The 17,055-nt window shown below is 58.5% G+C and carries 17 protein-coding genes and 1 riboswitch; of the genes, 11 read left to right on the top strand and 6 right to left on the bottom strand.

The window, feature by feature from the left end; translation table 11 throughout:
• Nucleotides 1-270 precede the first annotated feature (270 nt).
• From DBR44_RS02690 to DBR44_RS02680, 3 genes are all read left to right on the top strand, one after another.
• Nucleotides 271-1,038: a glycosyltransferase family 2 protein gene (locus tag DBR44_RS02690; protein WP_124641798.1), complete on the top strand. Its 768-nt coding sequence runs from the start codon at nt 271-273 to the stop codon at nt 1,036-1,038.
• The gene (locus DBR44_RS02685) at nt 1,035-2,012 is read left to right on the top strand and encodes an NAD-dependent epimerase (RefSeq protein WP_124641796.1); all 978 of its coding nucleotides are present in this window, start codon (nt 1,035-1,037) and stop codon (nt 2,010-2,012) included. Before DBR44_RS02690 ends, DBR44_RS02685 begins: the two co-directional genes overlap by 4 nt.
• A gap of 164 nt (nt 2,013-2,176) precedes the next feature.
• Nucleotides 2,177-2,674 carry a GNAT family N-acetyltransferase gene (locus DBR44_RS02680; RefSeq protein ID WP_124641794.1) on the top strand — a complete coding sequence of 166 codons (498 nt, stop codon included), beginning with the start codon at nt 2,177-2,179 and terminating at the stop codon, nt 2,672-2,674.
• Between the two features lie 13 nt (nt 2,675-2,687).
• On the opposite strand, the gene DBR44_RS02675 is transcribed toward DBR44_RS02680, so the two are convergent.
• Nucleotides 2,688-3,362 carry a hypothetical protein gene (locus tag DBR44_RS02675; protein ID WP_124641792.1) on the bottom strand — a complete coding sequence of 225 codons (675 nt, stop codon included), beginning with the start codon at nt 3,360-3,362 and terminating at the stop codon, nt 2,688-2,690.
• A gap of 173 nt (nt 3,363-3,535) precedes the next feature.
• Here DBR44_RS02675 and DBR44_RS19455 point away from each other — a divergent pair, with 173 nt between their 5' ends.
• Both DBR44_RS19455 and DBR44_RS02670 read left to right on the top strand, forming a co-directional pair.
• Nucleotides 3,536-3,691: a hypothetical protein gene (locus tag DBR44_RS19455; RefSeq protein ID WP_158613544.1), complete on the top strand. Its 156-nt coding sequence runs from the start codon at nt 3,536-3,538 to the stop codon at nt 3,689-3,691.
• A gap of 82 nt (nt 3,692-3,773) precedes the next feature.
• Nucleotides 3,774-4,988: a cation:proton antiporter gene (locus DBR44_RS02670; protein ID WP_124641790.1), complete on the top strand. Its 1,215-nt coding sequence runs from the start codon at nt 3,774-3,776 to the stop codon at nt 4,986-4,988.
• 105 nt (nt 4,989-5,093) lie between these two features.
• Here DBR44_RS02670 and DBR44_RS02665 read toward each other — a convergent pair whose 3' ends face one another.
• From DBR44_RS02665 to DBR44_RS02650, 4 genes are all read right to left on the bottom strand, one after another.
• Complete coding sequence (locus DBR44_RS02665) at nt 5,094-6,413, bottom strand: hemolysin family protein (RefSeq protein WP_199730953.1); 1,320 nt, start codon at nt 6,411-6,413, stop codon at nt 5,094-5,096.
• Between the two features lie 112 nt (nt 6,414-6,525).
• Complete coding sequence (gene ung, locus DBR44_RS02660; RefSeq protein WP_233578318.1) at nt 6,526-7,254, bottom strand: uracil-DNA glycosylase; 729 nt, start codon at nt 7,252-7,254, stop codon at nt 6,526-6,528.
• A gap of 135 nt (nt 7,255-7,389) precedes the next feature.
• A complete protein-coding gene (locus DBR44_RS02655) occupies nt 7,390-7,719 on the bottom strand; it encodes a rhodanese-like domain-containing protein (RefSeq protein ID WP_199730959.1) in 330 nt (109 codons plus the stop codon).
• Entirely contained in the window at nt 7,716-8,375 is a 660-nt protein-coding gene (locus DBR44_RS02650) for a protein-L-isoaspartate O-methyltransferase (protein WP_124641782.1), read from the bottom strand. The genes DBR44_RS02655 and DBR44_RS02650 overlap by 4 nt, the downstream gene beginning before the upstream one ends.
• Before the next feature lie 118 nt (nt 8,376-8,493).
• A riboswitch (TPP riboswitch) is annotated at nt 8,494-8,641 on the top strand.
• Between the two features lie 75 nt (nt 8,642-8,716).
• Here DBR44_RS02650 and thiC point away from each other — a divergent pair.
• The 4 genes from thiC (at nt 8,717) to DBR44_RS02630 (ending at nt 13,192) form a co-directional block, all read left to right on the top strand.
• The gene (gene thiC / locus DBR44_RS02645) at nt 8,717-10,627 is read left to right on the top strand and encodes a phosphomethylpyrimidine synthase ThiC (RefSeq protein ID WP_124641780.1); all 1,911 of its coding nucleotides are present in this window, start codon (nt 8,717-8,719) and stop codon (nt 10,625-10,627) included.
• 334 nt (nt 10,628-10,961) lie between these two features.
• Nucleotides 10,962-12,197: a cytosine permease gene (locus DBR44_RS02640; protein ID WP_124641778.1), complete on the top strand. Its 1,236-nt coding sequence runs from the start codon at nt 10,962-10,964 to the stop codon at nt 12,195-12,197.
• 168 nt (nt 12,198-12,365) lie between these two features.
• On the top strand, nt 12,366-12,818 hold the full coding sequence (locus DBR44_RS02635) for a GNAT family N-acetyltransferase (protein ID WP_124641776.1): 453 nt from the start codon (nt 12,366-12,368) through the stop codon (nt 12,816-12,818).
• A 59-nt stretch (nt 12,819-12,877) separates the two neighbouring features.
• Entirely contained in the window at nt 12,878-13,192 is a 315-nt protein-coding gene (locus tag DBR44_RS02630) for an EthD family reductase (RefSeq protein WP_124641774.1), read from the top strand.
• Nucleotides 13,193-13,249: 57 nt separating this feature from the next.
• On the opposite strand, the gene DBR44_RS02625 is transcribed toward DBR44_RS02630, so the two are convergent.
• The gene (locus tag DBR44_RS02625) at nt 13,250-14,494 is read right to left on the bottom strand and encodes a winged helix-turn-helix domain-containing protein (protein ID WP_233578315.1); all 1,245 of its coding nucleotides are present in this window, start codon (nt 14,492-14,494) and stop codon (nt 13,250-13,252) included.
• Nucleotides 14,495-14,601: 107 nt separating this feature from the next.
• Here DBR44_RS02625 and DBR44_RS02620 point away from each other — a divergent pair, with 107 nt between their 5' ends.
• Both DBR44_RS02620 and DBR44_RS02615 read left to right on the top strand, forming a co-directional pair.
• Nucleotides 14,602-14,835, top strand: a complete 234-nt coding sequence (locus DBR44_RS02620; protein ID WP_124641772.1) for a DUF2789 domain-containing protein — start codon at nt 14,602-14,604, stop codon at nt 14,833-14,835.
• Nucleotides 14,836-15,078: 243 nt separating this feature from the next.
• Nucleotides 15,079-17,055, top strand: coding sequence for a U32 family peptidase (locus DBR44_RS02615; RefSeq protein WP_124641770.1), 1,977 nt, complete (start codon nt 15,079-15,081; stop codon nt 17,053-17,055).

Here is a 17,055-nt window from a genome sequence, read left to right as displayed (position 1 = left end):
AAAATTGGGCTTAAGATAACTAATCAGGACACGACAGAAATGCGTATTCACAGACCGGCTTGGTCAAGTCACTGACAGCATGTGGATAAACCCGGTCTGCAGCACACTGCCAAAGTTATCCACAAAGGATCATGTCTTCAGTCATGCGCTGACCAACAACTTTCAATCTGCAATAAATCATTGAATAAACTGGTAAATAAGGACTTATCCACAACAAGTGGGCCTCTTCTACTAGTTTCTTCCATATACATATGGGAATAACAAGAAAAGATGCGAGAACCGCTCAGCGTTGTGCTCATCACCAAAAATGCCGCTCTGCAGCTGGAAAAAACACTGGCGAGCATTCAGTGGGCTGATGAAATCGTGGTGGTGGATTCGGGAAGTACGGATGAAACCGTGGCGATAGCTTCTGCCTATAAGGCAAAAGTTATCCACCAGGACTGGCTGGGATTCGGTCCGCAGAAGCAATTTGCTGTCGCTGCCGCCAGTCATGACTGGGTGTTGTGTCTGGATGCAGACGAATGGCCATCGCCAGAATTGGTATTGCAAATCAAACAGATACTGAACAATCCACAGGCAGCTGCTTACCGTTTTGCCCGCAGCAACCGTTTCATGGGTCGTTTTCTCAAGCATGGCGAAGGCTATCCGGACTGGAGCCTGCGCTTGTTTGATCGGCGCCAGGCACGCTGGTCGGACGACCTGGTACACGAGTACGTGCAGACCGACAGCCCTGTGGAAAAACTCTCCGGCGACCTGATGCACGAGTCGGGTGAGGACATTGCGCTGTATCTGAGCAAGCAGAACCGCTACACCAGCCTGCAAGCCGAATTGCTGTATAAACGCGGGAAAAAGGCGGGATGGGCCAAGCTGGTGTTCAGTCCGCTGCTGCGCTTTGCCAAGTTTTACCTGGTGCGACGTGGTTTTCAGGACGGTTTGCCCGGTCTTGTCCACATCAGCATTGGCTGCTTCAACAGCTATATCAAATACGCCAAGCTCAACGAGCTGTATCGTTTGGGAAGGCAGGGAAACAGGAAATGAAGATTCTGCTGACCGGTGTGGCCGGTTTCATTGGAAGAGCCGTGGCCGAACGCCTGTTGCAACAAGCGGGAATCGAGGTCGTGGGGGTGGATAATCTGAATGATTACTACCCGGTGAGCCTGAAACAGGCCCGCCTTGCCACGCTGGAGGGCCGTGACGGCTTTCGCTTCGTGCAACTGGACCTGGCTGACTGGACGGCGCTGAACGCGCTGTGTGTGGCGGAAAGCTTCGATTACGTGATTCATCTGGCAGCGCAGGCCGGCGTGCGCTATTCCATCGACAATCCGCATGTCTACGCCCAGAGCAATCTCTTGGGCATGACCAATGTGCTGGAAGCCTGCCGTCGTCACGCGGTGAAGCACCTGGTGTATGCCAGCTCCAGCAGCGTGTACGGCCAGAATGCCAAGGTGCCGTTTGCCGAGGACGACCGGGTGGATGCGCCGGTGAGCTTTTATGCCGCCACCAAGAAAGCCAACGAGGTGATGGCGCACAGCTATGCCCACCTGTATGACCTGCCTTGTACCGGCCTGCGCTTTTTCACCGTGTATGGCCCGTGGGGCCGACCGGACATGGCTCCGTGGCTGTTTACCGAGGCCATCTTGCAAGGCCGGCCGATCAAGGTGTTCAACCACGGCCAGATGCAACGCGATTTCACCTACATCGACGATATTGTCGAAGGCGTGGTGCGGGTGATGCAGCATGTGCCAAGGGCAGGCAAGGGCCAGCCGCCCTATGCCCTGTTCAATATCGGCAATCACAATCCGGTGGCGCTTATGGATTTCATCCACAGCATCGAAGCTGCCTGCGGTCGTGAAGCGGTGAAGGAGTACTACCCGATGCAGGATGGCGATGTGCCGGTGACCTATGCCGATACCAGCCGGCTGCGCGCTGCCGTGGGCTTTTCCCCGGACACACCATTGCAGACCGGCATGCAGGCCTTTGTTGACTGGTATCGCGGCTATCACCAGTGCTAAAGGCCATGATCTGGCCACTTGCTGCCGCATAGAGGCGGCGTGGCGCGCTGCTGGCGCGTTTTTGCCATACCGGTTGGTCAGGATGGCTGGCGCAGCGTGGCGGGCGGTTTACGGGCCTGTTCTGGCCAGCTCGGTTTTTTCAATCGCGGATGACAGGTACTGATATGCAGATACGCCCGGCACTTGGCGCGGATGTGGCCGCGCTCCAGCAACTGATACTGAACGACGGGCCGAATGACTGGAATTATTTGCCGGCTGATGGCGTGGCTGCGACGCTGCAGCAATTGGCGGCAGGCCATGTGCAGGGCTTGCTGGCAGAACAGCAGGGCAAGCTGGTGGGTGCCATGCTGTTTGTCTGCGACGACCCTTATCCGCAGTACCGCCCGGCCGATATCGCGCCAGCGCAGGCGGCTTTTTTGATCGAGGCGGTGATCAGCCGCGACTGTGCCGGGCAGGGCCTGGGCAGCCGGCTATTGCTGGCGGTGTGTGCGGCCTTGCGTGAACAGGGCTGTGGCTGGCTGTGTGCCGACCGCCATCAGGAAAATGCCGGCTCGGCCGGGATGATGCGCAAGGCGGGTTTGGCCGAGCTGGGCAGTTATCCGGATAGCGAACGGCGCTGGAGTGGTTCGCGCCGTACTAGCGTGTGCGGCCGGCGTCTGTAGTGGCCGAGGGCTCTCAGTACAGTTTGGCATTGAGACTGAACACCGCCTGCCAGCCGGCCGTGTGCTGGGATTGCTGATCGGCCATCCAGCGTGAACCAGCACCGACATCCACTGACCAGCGCGGGTTGAAGGGGTGGTTGAGCATCAGCAGCAGATTGCTTTGCTCAAGATGCCGTCCGCTGTCATTGGCCTGATGTCCCAGACTGCTGGCGCGCTGTTTATCGGCCAGGCTGCCCCAGCCCAGCAGGCTGATGCGCTGGTTCTGCCAATGGCCCAGGGTGATGTCCAGATTGAGCAGCAACAGGCTGCCGGGGCTGGCATGGCCCAGCCGGTCGGCATAGCCGATGGAGAGTGAACCATCCTGCGGCAGATCCAGCCCGTAGCGCGCCACACCCATCCAGTGGCTGGAATTGGCCCCCAGTTCCCACTGGCTTTCATTGGCGGCCGCCAGCGATACCCAGCCACCCGGAGCCGGCAGGCCGACACCGGCCTCGCCCTGCTGCAAGAACAGGCTGCCATAGGGCGTATCGTGGCGCAGATCGATATTCGGCTGCAGGCGGGACCCGCTGCCGGCGCTGGTCTGGTAGACCGTGCCAGCCAGGCTGAGTGTCATGCTGCGCACCGCTTCCTCGGCCAGACAGGGCTGAGCGAGCAGCAGGATGGGCAACAGGGAAAAAGCACGGGCCATGGCGACTCCAGGGGCAGGGTGATGAGGCTTGATTCCGGCTGCATGGAAACCATTTTCCGCGGGCAGCTGCCGCTGTCGGCAGAGAATACGCCGTGCTTGCGCTCCTGCAAACCGCGTAGCCATACATTCCGCAGGCAGTGCCGTGCGCATGCCATTCAGCATGAGCTGCGGTCATGTTGCTTGGCATATTTTTTTGCAGCCTGCCGCGCCTGGTGCAGTGGATTGCCCGCCGTTGTGTTCAAGCTGATGAATTCATGTCTGAATTTGCGGTGGCAGGCTTGCCGGCAGCTGTGCATTTTTATGCATTATTAATTATTTGTGTTTTTTAATGAAAAACTCAATATTAAGCGGAACTACATCGACTTTTTTACTATCAGTCATTGCATCAAGACTTTGCCGGAGGGCTGCGCCATGCTTCATCATTCGCCCCTGATTGCCACCATTGTCGGCAGTCTGGTGTTTGCTTTCATCCTGGGAACGCTGGCTTTTCGCCTGCGCCTGCCGCCGCTGATCGGCTATCTGTGTGCCGGCATCGTGGCCGGTCCGTTTACGCCCGGTTTTACCGCCGACGGCCAGATTGCACCGCAACTGGCGGAGATGGGTGTCATCCTGCTGATGTTCGGCGTTGGCCTGCATTTTTCGGTACGCGATTTGCTGTCGGTCAAGGCCATTGCCTTGCCGGGGGCCATCGGCCAGATTCTGCTGGCCACGGTGCTGGGGATGGGCATGTCGCAGCTCTTGGGCTGGCCGCTGGGCGAGGGCGTGGTGTTCGGGCTGGCCTTGTCCACCGCCAGTACCGTGGTCTTGCTCAAGGCCTTGCAGGAAAAGAATCTGGAACAGACTGATGATGGCAAGATCGCCATCGGCTGGCTGGTGGTGGAAGACCTGGTGATGGTGCTGACCCTGGTGTTGCTGCCCATCTTTGCCGGGGTGCTGGGTGGCAAGGGCGCAGCCACCGCCATCAGCGGTAGCGCGGTGCTATGGACCATCGTGCTGACGCTGGGCAAGGTGGCGGCTTTTGTGGCGCTGATGCTGGTGTTTGGCCGCAGGTTCATTCCGTGGATGCTGGAGCGCATCGTGTATACCGGCAGCCGCGAGCTGTTCCGGCTGGCGGTGCTGTCCACGGCGCTGGGGGTGGCTTACGGGGCGTCCTTGCTGTTTGATGTGTCGTTTGCGCTGGGGGCCTTCTTTGCCGGCATGGTGCTGGCCGAGTCACCGCTCAGCCACCGCGCGGCGGAAGAATCGCTGCCGCTGCGTGATGCCTTTTCCGTGCTGTTTTTCGTGTCGGTCGGCATGCTGCTCAATCCCTCGGTCTTGTTGCATAACTTCTGGGAAGTGCTGGGCACGTTGTTGATCATCGTGGTGGGCAAGTCGCTGGGGGCTTATGGCATTGTGCGCCTGTTTGGCCGCAGCCCGGCCACTGCGCTGACCATTGCCGCCAGTTTGGCGCAGATCGGCGAATTTTCCTTCATTCTGGCCGGCTTGGGCATTACCTTGGGCCTGATGGGCGAGCACAGCCATTCGCTGATTCTGGCCGGTGCCATTCTGTCCATCCTGATCAATCCGCTGCTGTTTGTCTGGACCGAACGCTATCGCCAGCGCCAGCAGCAGGCGCTGGACAGCTGACGCAAGGGCTGGCTTAGCGCGGCTAAAACATTGCGTAAGGTACCTGGGGCAAGGTGCGCTGCCGCAGACAGTACAAGGGTAGGGCCAGGAGGCGGTTAACCGCTCTTAGTTGTCGTTATGCTCGAGCCGGCTGGAGGGCAGCCGGCACAGCATGATCTTGTCCACCCGGGTCTTGTCCATGTCCACCACTTCGAAGCTGAAGCCCTGCCAGTCGAAACGGTCGGTTACCGCCGGTACCCGGCCCAGCTGATACATCATCACGCCGCCCAGGGTGTGGATATTGCCGGTGTCTTCACCCGGCAATGCGGAATCGACATCGAAATACTGGCGGAAGGCATCCAGCGTCACCATGCCATCCAGCAGATAGCTGCCATCCTCGCGCCGTACGATGTCGTCTTCTTCACCGATGGCGTGAGTGGACGGCAGGTCGCCCACCACGGTTTCCAGCACGTCGTTCATGGTCACCAGGCCTTCCAGTTCTCCATACTCGTCCACCACCAGCGCCAGATGGGTGCGCGCCAGCTTGAACTGTTCCATCAGCTGCATCAGGCTGACCGTGGCCGGGATGTATAGCGGGATCTCCAGGTCGGCGATGAAATCCACGCTCTGGCCGGCCAGCACCCGGTCCAGCATGCGCTTGGTGTCCAGAATGCCCAGCACATGCTCCATGCCACCCTTGCACACCGGAAAACGGCTGTAGCCGTGCGAGATCAGCAACTGCCGGTTGTCGTGCTGCTGGTCTTCGATATCAATCGAAATGATGTCCTTGCGCGGGGTCATCACTGCCGCCACCTTGCGGTCATCCAGCCGGAAAATGTTTTCCACCAGTTCCTGTTCGGCACGGTCGAACACGCCTTCATCCGCACCCTGTTCCATCAGCACGCGGATTTCTTCTTCGGTAATCGATGGCTCGCTGCTCTTGCGCGCACCAATCAGCCGCAACAGGGTATCGGTCAGGCGCGACAGCATGCGTACCAGCGGTGCCGCAGCACGTGACAGCAGCAACATGGGCGGTGCCAGGGTACTGGCGATGCCTTCCGGATTGAGCATGGCCAGCCGTTTGGGCACCAGTTCGCCGAAGATCAGCGACAACATGGTGATGGCTGCCACCATCAGCGCAACGGACAAGGGTTTGTTATAGGCATGCAGTTGCGGCAGGTTCAGCTCCAGCCAGTCGCGCAGATGATCGGACAAGGCGGCTTCGCCATACACCCCGGAAAAAATGCTGATGCTGGTGATGCCGATCTGTACGGTGGACAGGAAGCGGGTGGGTTCTTCCGCCAGCCGCAGGGCAGAGCGTGCGCCACGACGGCCTTCTTCAGCCCATTGTTGCAGCCGTATCTTGCGTGAAGACACGATGGCAATTTCCGACATGGCAAAGACGCCATTCAGAATAATTAGAACTAGCAGAAAGAAAATATCCACGATGCGGGAGAGGCGGGAAGATAACCCCTGTTAGCTTAGGGCAATGCGGCTGTGCTGAAAAGCAGGGTTTTGCCGGCCGGGGCTGCCGCAGCAACCCCGGTTTTGCTACAGCTCAGAACAGGCTGTTCTGGCTGGCGGCCGGCATCCAGTGGATGGTGCCGCGGCCATGTGCGGCCAACCAGGCATTCACCTGGGAAAAATGGCGGCAGCCGTGAAAGCCGCGGCTGGCTGACAGGGGGGAGGGATGGGCGGCAGTCAGCACCAGGTGACGGCTGGTGTCGATGCGCTCGGCCTTGGTCTGTGCCCAGTTGCCCCACAGCAGGAAGACGCAGCCGGGATTTTTCTGGTTGACGGCATCAATCAGCGCGTCGCTGACCTGTTGCCAGCCCAGCTTGCCATGACTGCCGGCCTTGTCCATTTCCACCGTCAGCACGCTGTTCAGCAGCAGCACGCCCTGTTCGGCCCAGTGCGAAAGATCGCCGCTGGCTGGCATGCCACCGCCCAGGTCAGCTACCAGTTCCTTGTAGATATTGCGCAGGCTGGGCGGGATACGCACGCCCGGAGGTACAGAGAAAGACAAGCCCATGGCTTCGCCCTGACCGTGATACGGGTCCTGGCCCAGGATCACCACCTTGATGTCGGCGGGTGCCATGGTGCGCAGGGCACTGAAGATGTCGGCGCGTGGCGGAAACAGGGTTTTGCCTTGGGCGGCTTGCTGGCCCAGCTGCTGATCGATCTGTACCAGACGGGCAAAGACGGCAGGTAATTTCAGTACATCCTCCCAGGCCGGATGCACCGGGGCCAGGGCAGGAGCAAGGTATTGGAGTTGACTAAGGCTCAAGACAGATACCGTATCGGGTTGGTTTTGCTGCATTTTTGGACGAAAGCAGCAGGGACAAGTTGCAAAACAAAAGCCATTCCGCGAGGGAATGGCCTTGTCAGGGTACGGCTTGGCGGCAGGGAGGGGCTGCTGATCTCAATAATGGGCCATGGCCGGATCTACATCACAGGCCCAGGCTTCCACACCACCACGCAGGCTCAGCACCTGTTCGAAACCGGCATTGGCCAGGTACAGGCCAACCTGATAGCTGCGTACACCATGATGGCAGACGGTGACGATGGTCCGGTCATCCGGCAGCTCGCTCATGCGCAGCGGAATCAGGTTCATCGGAATGTGCAGCGAACCGGCAATGCTGGCCAGCTGAACTTCCCAATCTTCCCTTACGTCCAGCAGCAGCGGCTGTTCCTTGCCGGTATCGGCCAGCCATGCCGCCAGATCGCTGGCAGTGATTTCCCTGAGCATCAGAAAACGAAGCGTTCCGGCTCGATGGCTTCTGCCTTGGCCAGACGGGAAATACAGGTTTCAAACAGATTGGTTTCGCTGAAGGATGATTCGCCCACGCGCTTGATCAGCTTGCAGCTCATCACCGGCAGGTCACCCACCACCACGATCATGCGGCCACCTACGGCCAGCTGGGATTTCAGGCTTTCCGGCACCACCGGCAGCGAACCACCCACCACGATGACATCGAACGGAGCTTGCTGCTGCAGGCCGTCCAGACCATTGCCTTCCACCAGGGTGACATTGCCGATACCGGCTTTTTTCAGGTTGGCAGCTGCGGTTTCGCGCGTGGCGGCATTAATCTCAACGCTATATACATGGCGGCCCAGCTTGGCCAGCAAGGCGGTCAGATAGCCAGCACCAGTACCGATTTCCAGTACCTTGTCTTGTGCCTCGACAGCGACGTCCTGCGCCAGACGGGCTTCCAGCTTGGGCTGCAGCATCTTGCCACCGTGCGGCAGCGGCAGTTCGGTGTCGACAAAGGCCAGCTGGCGCTTGTCGTCAGCAACGAAGTCTTCGCGTTTCACGTGAAACAGCAGGTCCAGAATTTTCGGGTCAAGTACGTCCCACGGACGAATCTGCTGCTCGACCATGTTGAAACGGGCATTTTCAAAATCCATCAGCTTACTCCGAAGGCTGGCTGCCAAAGCGGGTGTGCCGCATTGCGGAAAACCTGACTTCAATAGGCAGCGTGTCATGACGATAACTTGCGATTATCCCACATTTACCTTACCTTCACAGCATCGCTAGGGGTCCTGTGCGGCAAGCTGTGGTGTCCTTATCCAGACTGGATGGGGATGTTATCCGCTTCATGTTGCACGGGTGAGAAATACCCTTGGAACCTGACCCGGTTAATCCCGGCGTAGGGAAGCGCAATCTGCATGGTCCCACCCCCTTCCCTTGCAGCCCGGTTCGCCGGAATTCCGCTCCTTGCGCCGTTTCATCGCATGGAGGAAACCCGATGAACGCGCCCGCAAAACTGAATGAACAGATGGTGGTCGATACTGCCGCCATCCAGCCCCTGCCCAATTCCCGCAAGATCTATGTTGAAGGCAGCCGCCCGGATATTCGCGTGCCGATGCGTGAAATCAGCCAGAGCGCGACCCCCACCCAGTTTGGTGGTGAAGCCAACCCGCCCATCTATGTTTACGACACCAGCGGCATCTATTCCGACCCGGCAGCCAGCATCGATATCCAGAGCGGCCTGCCGGCTTTGCGCGCTGCCTGGATTGCCGAACGTGGCGATACCGAACAGCTTGCCGGCCTGTCCAGCGAATACGGCCGCGCCCGTGAAGCGGACAGCAAACTGGACGAGCTGCGTTTCAACCTGAAGCGCAAACCGCGCCGTGCGCGGCCGGGCCAGAATGTCAGCCAGATGCACTATGCGCGCCAGGGCATCATCACGCCGGAAATGGAATATGTCGCCATCCGCGAAAGCCTGAACCGCAAGGCCTATATCGGGAGCCTGCAGGCTGCCGGTGGCAAGAACACCAAGCTGCTGGAGCTGATGACCCGCCAGCATGCCGGTCACAGTTATGGTGCGGCGCTGCCGGAGGAAATCACCCCGGAATTCGTGCGCCAGGAAGTGGCCTGCGGCCGCGCCATCATTCCCAACAACATCAACCATCCGGAATCCGAGCCGATGATCATCGGCCGCAACTTCCTGGTGAAGATCAACGGCAATATCGGCAATAGTGCGGTAACGTCGTCGATTTCCGAAGAAGTGGACAAGATGACCTGGGGCATCCGCTGGGGTGCCGACACCATCATGGACCTGTCCACCGGCAAGAACATCCATGAAACCCGCGAGTGGATTTTGCGCAATTCGCCGGTACCCATCGGCACCGTGCCCATCTATCAGGCGCTGGAAAAGGTCAACGGCAAGGCCGAAGACCTGAGCTGGGAAATCTTCAAGGACACGCTGATCGAGCAGGCCGAGCAGGGCGTGGACTACTTCACCATCCACGCTGGTGTGCTGCTGCGCTATGTGCCGCTGACCGCCAACCGCATGACCGGCATCGTGTCGCGTGGTGGTTCCATCATGGCCAAGTGGTGTCTGGCCCACCATCAGGAAAACTTCCTCTACACCCATTTCGAGGACATCTGCGAAATCATGAAGGCTTACGACGTGGCCTTCAGCCTGGGTGATGGTCTGCGTCCGGGCAGCGTGTGGGATGCCAACGATGCCGCCCAGCTGGGCGAACTGAAAACCCTGGGCGAGCTGACGCAGATTGCCTGGCAGCACGATGTGCAGGTGATGATCGAAGGCCCCGGCCATGTGCCGATGCAGCTGATCAAGGAGAATATGGACAAGGAACTGGAGTGGTGCCACGAAGCGCCGTTCTACACCCTGGGCCCGCTCACCACCGACATCGCACCGGGCTACGACCACATCACCTCGGCCATCGGCGCTGCCCAGATCGGCTGGTATGGCACGGCCATGCTGTGCTACGTCACCCAGAAGGAACACCTGGGCCTGCCCAACAAGGACGACGTCAAGGAAGGCATCATCACCTACAAGCTGGCCGCCCATGCGGCCGATCTGGCCAAGGGTCACCCTGGTGCGCAGATCCGCGATAACGCGCTGTCCAAGGCGCGTTTCGAATTCCGCTGGGAAGACCAGTTCAATCTGGGTCTGGATCCGGACAAGGCGCGCAGCTTCCATGACGAAACCCTGCCCAAGGACAGCGCCAAGGTGGCGCACTTCTGTTCCATGTGCGGCCCGCATTTCTGCTCGATGAAGATCACCCAGGACGTACGCGAATTCGCCGCCAAGCAGGGCATCAGCGAGGAAGCGGCGCTGCAGAAGGGCATGGAAGTGAAGTCGGTGGAGTTTGTGAAGGGCGGAGCCAAGCTGTACGACAAGATCTGATCTAACTGAAGCTGAAGTCAAAACCGTCTGTCACTTTTGTGCAGGCGGTTTTTTTGCGTCTGCAACATTGTTTTGGATTATGCATGCAGATATTGATGATTGTGGAATTCAGTTATTTATTCCGGCAATAAGTTCAGGACATATTATTGCCATTTAATGCCATCATCCGCCTGCACCAGAACAGTTGTTGCGGAGAGATCAATGCTGTCTTGCAGTATAAAGCTGATTATCCTGATAGGAAGCGAGTGGGCAGTCATTGCAGGTCATGCGTAATTTATTTTCCGGTATCTCTTGTTGCAACGGTTTATTTACATCCGGACAGGGAGAAAATAGCATGCGGCAAACCGATTATATTGAAGATTCTGGCAATTTGCCGGCAGCAACACCTGCTGATCAGCCAGTTACCAATTATTTAGATGGCCAATCTGGGCTGAGTTCACGGCTTTATAATGCTGATTTAGCACCAACAAATAAAAATGGCAGGCAATGGAGTGCTTACAGTATTTTTGCACTATGGGCCAATGATGTGCATAACCTGGGGAATTATGCATTCGCAATTGGCCTGTCTTCATTGGGTTGGGCTACTTTCCTGCTACTGTGGGCCATACAGCTGGTAATTGTCAGCTATGGCATGGAAATGATTCGCAAGTATGAAGCCATTGCCGGGCCTGTGATCTTGATGACTTTTAGCGCGCTCGCAGGCTGGATTCTGGTGCGTGCCAAGTTTTCCATTGCCTGGGAAATGAGTCATGCACTGAGTGGCACTGACATGTGGATAAAAATTCTTGGTGCTGCGGCCCTGTGGGTAAGTGTTTACGGTACTTTCATTCTTAATTTCTGCGACTTCACTCGAGCTGCGCAATCCAGGAATTCCATTTTCTGGGGAAATTTCTGGGGTATTCCAATCAATATGTTGCTTTTTGGTGGAATTGTCGTGGTGCTTACTGGTGGGCAATACCATATTGATGGCCATATCATTGCGTCGCCGGCAGATATTGTCGCGATGATTCCGAATACCTTTTTGTTGGTGCTTGCCACGCTTTCGCTACTGATACTGACAGTCGGTGTGAATTTGATGGCCAATTTTGTGGCACCAACCTATGCATTGACAAACCTGATGCCGAAGTACATGAATTTTCGCAAAGCTGCCATTTTATCTGCTTTGATTGGGCTGCTTATCCTGCCATGGAATCTTTATAACTCACCCCTGGTCATTCCGATTTTTCTGGGGGGATTAGGAGCATTGCTGGGGCCACTATTCGGCATCATCATGATTGATTACTGGATAATCAGAAAGCAGAAAATCAATATACCTGCCTTGTATTCAGATGATGCACAGAGCGAATACCACTATATGGCAGGCAGTAATCCCAGGGCGATCATTGCGCTGATGATCTCTGGCGGGCTGGCTCTTGGGCTCACCTTCTTGCCCTTGTTTGCTGTGTTCAGAGACTTTTCCTGGTTCATGGCGGCCGGGCTTGGCGGCATGATCTATTTCTTGATTGCTGATCGTCGTGGTCCATTTATCGATGTGGACGGTGAGAAGATTTCTGTCCCGGCATGCCACTGAGGCTGGGGATGGTTGCGGCTTCTCTTGTGGATAAGTTTGCTGTTGCAATACTCCTGTGGGTAAAGCCTGGGACTTTGCTGATAGTGGTTCCATTGTGTTGACTGGCATTGGCTCTGCCCATGGGGCCATAAGCCGGGCAGCATGAGGGCTTATCCACAGGAGAACGCCATGAGCCACGCCGTATCCATCCGCCCGCTTGCCGCCACTGATTTTGCCGCCTGGCTGCCCTTGTGGCAGGGCTATCTGGATTTCTATCACAGCAGCCAGAGCGAGGCGGATACCGCCATCACCTGGCAGCGTTTTCTCGACCCGGCCGAGCCGATGCAGGCCTGGCTGGCCTGGCAGGGTGAGCAGGCGGTGGGGCTGGTACATACGGTGTTGCATCGCAGCAGCTGGACGCCGGGCAATTACTGTTATCTGCAGGATCTGTTCGTGCAACCGGAAATACGCGGTACCGGTGCCGGGCGGGCCTTGATCGAGCAGGTGTATGCCTATGCCAAGACAGCCGGCTGTAGCCGGGTGTACTGGCTCACCCATGAAAGCAACGCCCCGGCGCGCCAGCTGTACGACCGGCTGGCAGACAATCTGGGCTTTATCCAGTACCGCAAGCAGGTCGCTTGAAGCTGGAGTGCGGGCGGCGATGCGATTATGCTGATGCCCTCACCACCAAGGACATGGTCATGATCAACGTCAGCATTCTCTATCCGTATAGCGCTACTGCCCGTTTCGATTTCGACTACTACCTGCAACAGCACATGCCGCTGGCCAGCAAACTGCTGGCTCCGGCCTTGCTCGACATGCGGGTGGAGAAGGGCATCAGCGGCAGCCAGCCGGGCACCATGCCGCAGTTCACCGCGCAGTGCCAGCTGCAGTTTGAGTCGGTCGAGACATTTTTGGCGGCGTTCATGCCGATAGCGGAAGAGCTGCAGGGTGATATCGCCAATTACACCGATATCACGCCGCAGATCCAGTACAGCGAAGTGTTGCTGGGTTAAGCGCCGTCAACAAAACCCCTGCAGCTGCCTTGCGCCTCCTTGTTCAAAGTGGCCAAGCTATCTTGTCAGCTGGTTCTCAGCTGCCTGAAGGGCGGCCGCCAGTGCGGCGGGACCCTGCTGCAGCTGAATACGCGGCGTGCCATGCCAGGCGGCCAGTTTGCCCAACATGGCGGCCAGATCGCGGCACAGCTGCTGAGTGGGCTGAATGCCTGCTTCCAGATACAGCGCCTTGATTTCAAAAACACCCTGCTGGCGATGGGCTTTGGCGTCCATGCGCCCTACCAGCCGGCCACGGCTGAGCAGCGGCAGCACGAAATAGCCGAACTGGCGCTTGGCGGCCGGGGTGTAGCATTCGATGCGGTAATCAAAGCCGAACAGTTCGCTGGCACGCTTGCGGTCCCATACCACCGGGTCGAAGGGCGACAGGGCGGTGCTGTGGCCGGATTTGAGCTTGTCTTCGGCAGCCAGCACCAATTCTGCCTGCAGGCTGTGATGGACAAACACATCATGCTGCCAGCCCTCGATCCGGGCCGGAATCAGCTCGCCGGCATCGGCCAGCTGGTGTAGCAAAGCATCGTACTTGCCCCGGCGCAGCCGGTAGTAATCGGCCACCCAGCCGGCCTTGACCACGCCCAGCGCACGGCAGCTGTGGCGCACCATATCGCGCTGCGCTGCTTCCAGGCTGGGCAGATCGCGTGCGTCGTCCCAATCCGGCCTGACTCTTTCGGCCACATCGTAGACGCGTTGAAAGCTGCGCCGCTCCTTCACCATCAGCTGGCCCAGGGTGAACAGCACTTCCAGATGGCGCTTTTCCGGCTTCCAGTCCCACCAGCCGTCACCCTTGCCGGCGCTGCGCTTGAAATCCGCCGAGCGTACCGGGCCGTGTTGCCTGACATGTTCCAGTATTGTGTTGACCGCATCCTGGTGTTGTTCCAGCCAGCGTTGCGGGTATTTCCAGCCCATCTGGGCCGGGTCCAGCATGCGATGGCGCAGCAGGCGGTAGTCTTCCTGCGGCACGAAGCAGGCTTCGTGTGCCCAGTATTCGAACAGCTGGCCACTGGCGAGCGCAGCATCCAGCCAGGCCGGGTCGTAATGGCCCAGCCGGCTGTACAACACCAGATAGGGGCTGCGCGCCACCACGCTGATGGTGTCGATCTGCAACAGCGCCATGCGGCGAATGGCGGTCATCACGTCGGCCGGGCCCGCCTTGCGCCGTGGCGGAGCCAGTAGTCCCTGAGCGGCCAGATGCAGCAGGCGGGCTTGTTGCAGGCTGAGATGCTGGGTCATGGTGTGGGCAGACATGAGACAGGACAGATGACTATAGCAAAGCCACTGCGCTTGTCGATTGCGCTGTGTTCCGTTCCGCGCCATCCTGCAGTACTGCATCAGGAGCAAGAGGAAAAATAACGATGGATACTGGCAAGCATCAGCTGGAGCAGCTGTTTGCCCAGCTTGGTCTGGACAATGATGTCACGGCAATAAAAGTGTTTCTGGCACGTCACTGGCTGGAGCCGGAACAGGCGCTGGCCGATGCGCCGTTCTGGAGTGTCTCTCAGGCAGACTTTCTGCGTCAGGCGCTGGCCTGTGACGCGGAATGGGCCGAGGCGGTGGATGAACTGGCGGTGTTGCTGAGCCAGAAATAGTCTCAGGCAGGCATGCGTAAACACGGGCAGTGCTTTGGGCAACTGCCCGTGTTTTTTGTCATGCGCGGCGTGCGCAGGGGCGGTCCACTGAGGTCAGGGAAAACGGATGGCTGACAGCGTAGCCCGATGGCGCGGGGTTTTATGTGGCGGCTATCTATAAGCCACTGATTACGTTATAATTCCGCCCCTTCCCGTCGTACTGCCCACCAGCGGGAAAGCCCTTTTTTCAAGTCAGGAATCGTCATGAGTCTGTTGTCGCACCAGATCGAGCTGTTATCGCCCGCCAAAACCGCCGAGATCGGCCGTGAAGCCATCCTGCATGGTGCGGATGCGGTGTATATCGGCGGCCCCAGCTTTGGTGCGCGGCACAATGCCAGCAACAGCCTCGAAGACATCGCCAGCCTGACCCAGTTTGCCCACCGCTACCATGCGCGCATCTTTGCCACGCTCAATACCATCCTGCATGACGCCGAGCTGGAAGCCGCACGCAAGCTGATCTGGCAGCTGTACGACGCCGGCGTGGATGCGCTGATCGTGCAGGACATGGGTATTTTGCAGATGGATTTGCCGCCCATCGAACTCCATGCCTCCACCCAGTGTGATATCCGCGATGCCGACAAGGCGCGCTTTCTGGCCGATGCCGGCCTGTCGCAACTGGTGCTGGCACGCGAGCTGACCATTCCCGAGATCAAGCGCATTGCCGCCCGCGTGGGCGATGCGGCCACCATCGAATATTTCATTCATGGTGCCTTGTGCGTGGCCTTCTCTGGCCAGTGCTTCATCAGCCATGCCGATACCGGCCGCAGCGCCAACCGTGGCGATTGCTCACAGGCCTGTCGTCTGCCCTATACCCTGACCGACAAGGACGGTGGCGTGGTGGCCTTCGACAAGCATTTGCTGTCGATGAAGGACAATAACCAGAGCAATAACCTGGAAGCGCTGCTGGACGCCGGCGTGCGTTCGCTCAAGATCGAGGGGCGCTACAAGGATGTGAGCTATGTGAAAAACATCACCGCTCACTATCGCCTGCTGCTGGACGAAATCATCGAGCGTCGTCCGGAACTGGCAGCGGCCTCCAGCGGCAGCTGCGAAATATTCTTTGCACCGGACCCGGACAAGACCTTCCACCGTGGCAGCACCGATTACTTTGCCACCGGTCGCAAGATCGACATTGGCGCTTTCGATTCGCCCAAGTTTGTTGGTGTGGGGCTGGGCGTGGTGCACAAGGTAGGGCCGGACTGGCTGGAGATTGCCACCCCGGAAACCATGAGCAATGGCGACGGCATCAACTTCATGAAAAAGCGTGAAGTCGTCGGCATGCAGCTCAACACCGTCAAGCAGATCGGCCATGTGCCCGGCGGCCATCTGCTGTGGCGCTGCCAGCCTAACGATCCGGTTTTGCTGCAAGGCCTGAAACCTGGCACCGACCTGTGTCGTAACCGCGACCACGCTTGGGAGCTGGCGCTGCTGAAAAAGTCGGCCGAACGCAAGATTGGTGTATGGCTGACGCTGAGCGAACAGGCTGATGGCCTGCAACTGACGGTGAGCGATGAGGATGGTTGTAGCGCCACCACGGTCGCTCAACTGGCGCTGGAGCCGGCCAAGGATGCCGCCAAGGCCGAGGCGGGCCTGCGTGACAGCCTGGCCAAGCTGGGCAATACCATGTTTGTCGCCCACGACGTGAGCTTGCAGCTGAGCCAGCCGTGGTTTGTGCCGGCATCCGCCATCAACGCTCTGCGCCGCGAGGCCATCGAACAGCTGGAACAGGCCCGGCTGGCCGGTTGGCTAAGGCCGCAGCGCAAGGCTACCGTGGAGCCGCCAGTGGCATATCCGGAAAAGACGCTGAGCTATCTGGCCAATGTCTACAACCAGCTGGCCTGGCAGTTCTATCGCAAGCACGGGGTGGAGGTGATCGAGGCCGCTTATGAAGCGCATCAGGAAGAGGGTGAAGTCAGCCTGATGATTACCAAGCACTGCCTGCGCTTTTCCTACAACCTGTGTCCCAAGCAGGCCAAGGGCGTGAAGGGGGTGATGGGCCAGGTGCGCGCCGAACCGATGACGCTCAAGTCCGGCAACGAAACCTACACCCTCAAGTTTGAATGCCGCCCCTGTGAAATGCATGTGATGGGCAAGATGAAAAAGCACATCCTGAAAGCACCGGCGCCCAGCGAGATTCCCTACACCGCGCCGATGACTTTCTTCAAGCAACGTCCGCAATAA

The organism is Aquitalea sp. FJL05 (assembly GCF_003852595.1).
Classification (GTDB): Bacteria; Pseudomonadota; Gammaproteobacteria; order Burkholderiales; family Chromobacteriaceae; genus Aquitalea; species Aquitalea aquatilis.
The sequence above is the reverse complement of the archived record's forward strand: the minus strand, read 5'-3'. Positions and strand labels throughout refer to the sequence as shown.

Bases quoted from the DNA above. Each gene is read 5' to 3' on its own strand.
- thiC (WP_124641780.1), top strand. From the start codon at position 8,717: ATGAACGCGCCCGCAAAACTGAATGAACAGATGGTGGTCGATACTGCC.
- DBR44_RS02680 (WP_124641794.1), top strand. From the start codon at position 2,177: ATGCAGATACGCCCGGCACTTGGCGCGGATGTGGCCGCGCTCCAGCAA.
- DBR44_RS02650 (WP_124641782.1), bottom strand. From the start codon at position 8,375: ATGGATTTTGAAAATGCCCGTTTCAACATGGTCGAGCAGCAGATTCGT.
- DBR44_RS19455 (WP_158613544.1), top strand. From the start codon at position 3,536: ATGTTGCTTGGCATATTTTTTTGCAGCCTGCCGCGCCTGGTGCAGTGG.
- DBR44_RS02630 (WP_124641774.1), top strand. From the start codon at position 12,878: ATGATCAACGTCAGCATTCTCTATCCGTATAGCGCTACTGCCCGTTTC.
- DBR44_RS02620 (WP_124641772.1), top strand. From the start codon at position 14,602: ATGGATACTGGCAAGCATCAGCTGGAGCAGCTGTTTGCCCAGCTTGGT.
- DBR44_RS02625 (WP_233578315.1), bottom strand. From the start codon at position 14,494: ATGTCTGCCCACACCATGACCCAGCATCTCAGCCTGCAACAAGCCCGC.
- DBR44_RS02685 (WP_124641796.1), top strand. From the start codon at position 1,035: ATGAAGATTCTGCTGACCGGTGTGGCCGGTTTCATTGGAAGAGCCGTG.
- DBR44_RS02635 (WP_124641776.1), top strand. From the start codon at position 12,366: ATGAGCCACGCCGTATCCATCCGCCCGCTTGCCGCCACTGATTTTGCC.
- DBR44_RS02670 (WP_124641790.1), top strand. From the start codon at position 3,774: ATGCTTCATCATTCGCCCCTGATTGCCACCATTGTCGGCAGTCTGGTG.
- DBR44_RS02640 (WP_124641778.1), top strand. From the start codon at position 10,962: ATGCGGCAAACCGATTATATTGAAGATTCTGGCAATTTGCCGGCAGCA.
- DBR44_RS02690 (WP_124641798.1), top strand. From the start codon at position 271: ATGCGAGAACCGCTCAGCGTTGTGCTCATCACCAAAAATGCCGCTCTG.
- DBR44_RS02675 (WP_124641792.1), bottom strand. From the start codon at position 3,362: ATGGCCCGTGCTTTTTCCCTGTTGCCCATCCTGCTGCTCGCTCAGCCC.
- DBR44_RS02615 (WP_124641770.1), top strand. From the start codon at position 15,079: ATGAGTCTGTTGTCGCACCAGATCGAGCTGTTATCGCCCGCCAAAACC.